Raw genomic sequence first — 4,196 nt, 5'->3', positions numbered from 1 at the left:
TCCCGGACGGCCGGCCCGCGAAGAGCACGTCGATCGGCCTCCGCAACTCGGACGGCGAGTACGTCGCGGCGCTGTGCCTCAACCTCGACCAGGGTTTCGCCGATCAAGTCGCTCGGCGGCGGTGGCGGCGGGACACCCGGTGGCGCCACCGGCATCGACAGCTCCACCGGCCGCGGGCCGGACGGCCTGCTGGCCAAGGGCCGCACGGTCGGCGCCATGCCGCAGGCCCCGCTGCAACCCGGCCAGTACACCGGTGAACGCGGCTTCGTCGGCAAGCCCGGTGCGACCCCCGGCGACATCGGCGCCGGCGCGGCGGCGATCGGCGCGGGCGTCGCCGGCGGCGCGCTGAGCGGCGACAAGGATCGTCAGCCGCGCGACAAGGGCCGGCCGACGGGCCCGGTGCGGCCGCTGCCGGTCGGCGAGCTGCCCGAAGAAGAGGCCGTCGCGCTGCGGAAGTCCGAGCAGATCAGCCCGAAGCAGAAGCCCGGCGAGGCGAAGTTCCTGTCCGAGGCGGCCCCGCAGGAGGAGGACGCCGAGCACGTCCGCCGCTTCGGCGTCGACGACCAGGACCTGTTCGCCGACCAGCGGATGGTTTCCCGTGACGTGCTCGGCGACCACGGCGGGGACGGGCGCTGACCGTGTCGCTCGTCCTGTCGGCCCTGGAGTTCGACGTGCTCTGGGAATCCTTCGATCTGCCCCGGCGGCACGTCGCGCTGGACGTGCCGAGCGACGGAACCACCATGACCGAGCGGCGCGAGCTGGTCGACTCGGCGTGGGGGTCGCTGAGCGAGCGGCGGCTGGCTCGCAACCGGCGGGTGTCCGGCGAGCTGGCCGACCTGCTGCACCTGCTGGCGCGCCCGCAGCTCGGGATCGACGTCTGGGTGTGGGCGGAACGCGAGATCCGCGGCCGCGCGGTCAGCCTGCGCGGTCAGGCGGTGCTGGCGGTGGTGGACCACGGCGAGGTCTGGCTGATCCCGGCGACCGAGGACGGCCTCGCGGAGGCGGCGGTCTCGGTGGCGGGCGACCTGGGCCCGGGCATCGGCCAGACGGTCAGCCTGCCCTACGACGTCGTGACGTCCGCCGACGCGGCGGCGAAGGGTGACGCGAAGGCGCTGGTCACGGCCCTGGAAGACCGCGGGATACCGCTGTTCCAGGCCCAGGAGCTCTCGGGCATGCTGCTCGGCCAGGAGGCCCGCGGCCAGTTCGGCGCGGAACGCACGTCGCGCGACGGCGTGGTCCACCGGGCGGGCCGGGTGGTGGCGTTCTTCGACACCGACGCGGGCCGCTACCTGTTCCAGGTGGGCCGCGACGGCGACGGCCGCGAGTGGGCCACCGTCACCCCGGCGGACAACGCCCTGCTCGCCACGCGGATCCGGGAACTGGTGGCGGAGGCCTGATCCCCGCTGGGGTGGAAGTTGGCGGAGATCCGTACCCGCGTCCCGGGTGAAGTCATAAAGTAAGCGCGGGAACCGTCCTGGTCGGGACGACGTCCGATCGGGCGGAGACAAGTTTCCGAAGGGGATGACGAACCGTGCCTGTCTACGATCCGGACTCGATGGCCATCGCGGCCAGTCAGGTGGAGAAGCTGAAGGACGAGTTCGAAAAGTCCAAGCAGAAGGTCACCGGCCTGGACCACGAGAAGGAAAGCCCCTTCGGCGGGATGGACGAAACGGGCGACGCGCACGGAGCGGTCGGCAAGTTCAAGGACGGCGTGCACAGCCAGTTCGACGCCGCGGGCAAGCACATGGAGGCGCTGGGGTTCGCCATGCGCAAGGCCGCGGGCCTGATCGCCGAAACCGACCAGGTCGGCGCGAGCGATCTGAAATTGCACGTCGACAAGTGATTCTGGGGGCACCACAGTGGGTTTGAACGGGGGCGGCGCCGGAACGCCGGACAACTGGGACGCCTTCATGAAGAAGGTCGACCAGGTCGAAAAGGTCGATTTGGGAAAGATCACCGCGGCGGCGACGCAGTTCCGCGACGCCGGGAAGAACGCCGGTGACCACAACGCTTCCCTGAAGAATTCGACCGACGCGCTCAACGGCAGCGTGTGGGCCGGCCCGGCGGCGGACCAGTTCTTCCAGTACGTCCGCCAGGTCCGCGACGCCGGCACCAAGGTGCAGACCCACCTCGAGGACGTCGCCAAGGACCTCGACGACCTCGCGCGGACCCTCGACCAGATCAAGAAGAACGTCGGGGACAAGCAGCTCGCCGCGGAAAAGGCGGTCAACGAGCGCAACGCCAAGGCCGAAACCGACATCAACAACGCCTTGGCCGCGGCGAAGAAGGCCCACGACGAAGGCAAGCCGGGGCCCAGCCCCAGCGCCGACCAGATCCTGGCCACCGCGAAAACGGACATCCACACCATCACCGCGGGCTTCGACGGCGACGTGACGGGCCTGCAGACCCAGGCCGACACGGCGATCAAGGCCTCGCAGAAACTGATGTCCCAGCAGATCGAGGGCGGCTACGACCAGGTCCCCCTGCCGAGCAGCTCGGCCGCGGCCCCCAAGAGCACGGGCGGCATCCACAGCAACGGCTCCTCCCACGGCGGCGGAGGAGGCGGTGGTGGTGGTGGCGGCGGAGGCGGCGGTGGCGGCCTCGGCCCGAGCGGCGGCCCGCCTTCTTCGCCGCCGCCGGGGAACGTCCAGCAGTGGATCCAGGAAGCGATGAAGGCGCTGCAGGCCGCGGGCATTCCGGTGACGGACGCGGACATCCCGAAGATCTGGGCGATCATCCAGCACGAATCCGGCGGAAATCCCAACGCCATCAACAACTGGGACTGCGTGCCGCTGGACACGCAGATCGTGACCAGGCGCGGGCTGCTGAAGCACGACGCGGTCGAAGCCGGCGACGAGACGATCGGCTACAACCCGGCCACCGGGCGCAGCGAGTGGACGCGGATCACCCGGGTGGTCCACCACGAAGACGCCGAACTCGTCCGGATGATCAACTCGCGGTGGCAGGCGACCACGACGCCCAACCACCGCTGGCTCAACCTCCCGAGGGTCAGTGTCAGCCGCACCGATCTGCCGGTGGTCTGCCCGGAATGCGGCTGGGAGCCGCGGACGGTGCGGCAGCCGGCCAACGGCGTCGCGGTGCACCGGCGCAAGAAGCACGGCTTCGTTTCACCGAAGCAGGAGCACCGCTACGCGACCGAAGCCGGTTTCGTCACCACCGAGGACATCCGGTCGCGCGATCGGATCCTCTTGGCGGCGCCCGCCGCCACGGAATCCTCGCTGGACATCAGTGTCTCCGAAGCGGCGATCCTCGGGTGGATCGCCGGCGACGGTCACGTCGAGTCCCGCCGGCACCGCCCGACCATGTCCATCGCGCAGTCGAAGCCCGAAATGGTGGCGAAGCTCCGCAAGCTCCTCGACGGCGTGCCGCACGCGCTGTACGTCGACGACCGCGGCGGGTGCGGGCCCCGGCACCAGTTCCGGCTGGACCACGACTACGCCCGGGACCTGCTGGCGCGCGCCGGGCATCCCCGCGCCGACGCGGTCGCCCAGGTGCTGGCGATGTCCACCGAGCAGCGCGAGGCGTGGCTCGAGGCCATCACCGACGCCGAAGGCACCCGATACCTGCGGCCCGGGTACTCACGGCCGCAGGTCGTCCTCTACCAGGCGGCCGGTACCGTCCTCGACGCGATCGCGCTGGCCGGTTACCTGTCCGGAGCCCGGCCCCGGGTGCTCCCCGTGGCGCGGAAGAACCAGCCCGAGACCTGGCGTCCGGAATTCTCCGTGCACCTGAACAATCCGATCATCACCGGGGCTTTCCTCGAGAAGGAAGCCGCCGGGCGGGGTGACGTCTGGTGCGTGACCACGGAACTGGGCACCTGGACGGCCCAGGAAGGTGACCACCTCTTCCTGACCGGCAATTCCAACGCGGCCGCGGGGCACCCGTCCAAGGGCCTCATGCAGTGCATCGACTCGACGTTCAACGCCCACAAGCTCCCCGGGCACGACAACATCTACAACCCGGTCGACAACATCATCGCCGGTGTCCGGTACTCCTTCGACCGGTACGGCAGCCTCGACAACGTGCCCGGCATCAAGGCCATGGCCCACGGTGGTGCCTACCGCGGCTACTAGCCTGGCGTCAGTGTCAGGGTGGTGTTGCCGCTGTTGCGGTGGTTGGGATCCTGGCCGCTGGTGACCTGGCTCGTAGCCTCGCTGCCGCCTGCTTGCGGGTTG

The 4,196-nt window shown here is 70.3% G+C and carries 2 protein-coding genes and 3 pseudogenes; all 5 read left to right on the top strand.

Going from position 1 to position 4,196, the window contains the following annotated elements:
- A pseudogene (locus ACWEF6_RS42745) lies at positions 1–636 on the top strand (hypothetical protein); the annotation flags it as partial.
- Between the two features lie 2 nt (positions 637–638).
- A complete protein-coding gene (locus ACWEF6_RS42740) occupies positions 639–1,397 on the top strand; it encodes an ESX secretion-associated protein EspG (protein WP_449688172.1) in 759 nt (252 codons plus the stop codon).
- Between the two features lie 134 nt (positions 1,398–1,531).
- A complete protein-coding gene (locus tag ACWEF6_RS42735; RefSeq protein ID WP_449688171.1) occupies positions 1,532–1,843 on the top strand; it encodes a hypothetical protein in 312 nt (103 codons plus the stop codon).
- A 16-nt stretch (positions 1,844–1,859) separates the two neighbouring features.
- Positions 1,860–2,783: pseudogene (locus ACWEF6_RS42730) on the top strand (WXG100 family type VII secretion target); the annotation flags it as partial.
- A gap of 1,095 nt (positions 2,784–3,878) precedes the next feature.
- A pseudogene (locus ACWEF6_RS42725) lies at positions 3,879–4,094 on the top strand (transglycosylase SLT domain-containing protein); the annotation flags it as partial.
- Positions 4,095–4,196 lie beyond the last annotated feature (102 nt).

The sequence above is a fragment of the Amycolatopsis sp. NPDC004772 genome (genome assembly GCF_053601215.1).
The sequence above is the reverse complement of the archived record's forward strand: the minus strand, read 5'-3'. Positions and strand labels throughout refer to the sequence as shown.